Source organism: Mesorhizobium sp. M4B.F.Ca.ET.089.01.1.1 (assembly GCF_004022605.1).
GTDB lineage: Bacteria > Pseudomonadota > Alphaproteobacteria > Rhizobiales > Rhizobiaceae > Mesorhizobium > Mesorhizobium abyssinicae.
The window spans coordinates 1-2,594 of sequence record NZ_RZOS01000630.1 but is presented as its reverse complement, the minus strand read 5'-3'; the positions used below and the strand labels follow the sequence as shown (position 1 = coordinate 2,594).

Here is a 2,594-nt window from a genome sequence, read left to right as displayed (position 1 = left end):
CTCGCTGATGGTGCGGAAAGCATCGGGGCTCTTGTCCATGGGCGAATCCTCCGCTGGACGGCGATCGGGCCAATTGCTGCCGAATCGAGCCTTATTTCAGCGGTTTATGGAACAATATTCAAGCCCGACGTCAAAACGCGCGGACATTATCAACCGGGCATTTGCGGCGGCTACTTGCCGCCCTTGGCCTTGCTGTTCTGGTGCGAGCGCAAGATGCGGCTCTTGAGCACGTTCGACGACTTGAAGGTCATCACCCGTCGCGGCAGGATCGGCACTTCCTCGCCGGTCTTGGGATTGCGGCCGATGCGCTCGTTCTTGGAGCGGACATGGAAAGTCGCGAAGGATGAGAGCTTGACCGTCTCGCCGCGCACGATGGCTTCGCAAATTTCATCCAGCACCGCTTCAACGAGCTCGGCCGATTCAGTTCTCGACAAGCCAACCTTGCGGTAAACGGCTTCGGCAAGGTCGGCGCGCGTAAGTGTCTTTCCCCCCATGCGACCGTCCCATCAGCTCAAAAACATAAATCGGTACAAGCAACGGCAGAGCCTAAGTAATTGATCCGTCAAGGTCAAGGACCGAACCCTTCCGTTCGGCACTTACCAGCGGACCAAAACCGCGCCCCAGGTGAAACCCCCGCCCATCGCCTCGAGCAGCACCAGATCACCCTTCTTGATGCGGCCGTCGGCGACGGCCACTGACAGCGCCAGCGGCACGGACGCAGCCGACGTGTTACCGTGCAAATCGACCGTAACCACCACTTTTTGCTCGGCGATCCCGAGCTTCTTGGCGGAAGCGTCAATAATCCGTTTATTGGCCTGATGCGGCACGAACCAGTCGAGATCGTCGGCGGTGATGCCGGCCTGCGAGAACGTCGCCTCGATGACGTCGGTGATCATGCCGACCGCATGCTTGAACACCTCGCGGCCCTCCATCCTGAGATGGCCGACGGTGCCGGTGGTCGAAGGCCCGCCATCGACGAACAGCTTCTCCTTGTGGACGCCGTCGGAGCGCAGGCTCGCCGCCAGCACGCCGCGGTCGGCGATGGTGCCGGTCCCCTCGCCGGCTTCCAGCACCAGCGCGCCGGCGCCGTCGCCGAACAGGACGCAGGTCGAGCGGTCGTTCCAGTCGAGGATGCGCGAGAAGGTCTCGGAGCCGATGACGAGCACCCGCTTGGCCAGGCCGCCGCGAATGTAGAGGTCGGCGGTCGCCACCGCGTAGACGAAGCCTGAGCAGACCGCCTGCATGTCGAAGGCAAAGCCGTGATGCATGCCGAGCCGGTTCTGGATCTCGACCGCGGTCGCCGGAAAGGTATTGTTGGGCGTCGAGGTCGCCAGCACGATCAGGTCGATGTCGGCGGGCGTCAGACCGGCGCTGTCGAGCGCCGCGCGCGCGGCCGCCTCGCCGAGCGAGGCGGTGGTCTCGTCATCGGCCGCGACATGGCGCTGGCGGATGCCGGTGCGCTGGACGATCCACTCGTCGGAGGTCTCGACCATGCCTTCGAAATCGGCATTCTTCATGATGCGGCGGGGCAGCGCGGCGCCGGAGCCGCGCACGACTGATCTGATCAAAGCTCTTTCCTATTCCTTTGCGTCGACGACGACGTCGGATTTCCTGTTTGCCTGGGCATGCGGATTGCGCGCATGGAACAGATCGAGATCGGCCTCGATGCGGTCAAGTAGATTGTTGCGCACCATGTCGTAGCCAAGCTCGATTGCCGCCGCGAAGCCGTCCGAATCGGCGCCGCCATGGCTCTTCACGACAATGCCGTTGAGGCCGAGGAAGACACCGCCATTGGAGCGGCCGACATCCATCTTCTCGCGCAGCCGGTCGAAGGCGCCCTTGGCGAAGACATAGCCGATCCTGGCCATCAGCGTACGGCTCATGGCGGCGCGCAGATAGCCGCCGATCTGCCTGGCGGTCCCTTCCGCGGTCTTGAGCGCGATGTTGCCGGCGAAGCCTTCGGTGACGACGACGTCGACCGTGCCCTTGCCGATATCGTCGCCTTCGACGAAGCCGCGATAGTTCATCGATGCCATGTTGGCCTCGCGCAGCATGCGCCCGGCCTCCTTGACCTCTTCCTGGCCCTTGATCTCCTCGACGCCGACATTGAGCAGACCGACGCTCGGACGGTCGATGCCGAAGATCGAGCGCGCCATGCCGGTGCCCAGAATGGCGAAATCGATGAGCTGGTGCGCATCCGCGCCAATGGTGGCGCCGACATCCAGCACCACGCTTTCGCCGCGCGTCGTCGGCCAGATCGCCGCGATCGCCGGACGGTCGATGGTCGCCATCGTGCGGAGGCAGAATTTCGACATCGCCATCAGCGCGCCGGTGTTGCCGGCCGAGATGCAGGCCTGCGCTGTGCCGGACTTCACCGCCTCGACCGCCTTCCACATCGATGACTTCCAGCGGCCATGGCGCAGCGCCTGGCTCGGCTTGTCGTCCATGCGGACCGCGATCTCGCAATGCACGAACTCGCTCACCTCGGCGAGCTTGGGGAATTTGGCCAGCTCGGGACGCACCGCATCCTCGCGGCCATAAATGATGAAGCGGATGTCGGGACGACGGATGGCGACCGTCATGAGCACCGGGAT

Annotated in this window: 3 protein-coding genes; all 3 read right to left on the bottom strand. The window is 63.8% G+C overall.

The features are described 5' to 3' along the window. Nucleotides 1-170: 170 nt before the first annotated feature. The gene (locus tag EN780_RS31850; RefSeq protein WP_006201891.1) at nt 171-494 is read right to left on the bottom strand and encodes an integration host factor subunit alpha; all 324 of its coding nucleotides are present in this window, start codon (nt 492-494) and stop codon (nt 171-173) included. Between the two features lie 102 nt (nt 495-596). Continuing rightward, nucleotides 597-1,568, bottom strand: coding sequence for a beta-ketoacyl-ACP synthase III (locus EN780_RS31845; RefSeq protein ID WP_127311115.1), 972 nt, complete (start codon nt 1,566-1,568; stop codon nt 597-599). 9 nt (nt 1,569-1,577) lie between these two features. Beyond that, a partial coding sequence (gene plsX, locus EN780_RS31840; protein ID WP_245500188.1) for a phosphate acyltransferase PlsX occupies nt 1,578-2,594 on the bottom strand: 1,017 nt, incomplete at its 5' end.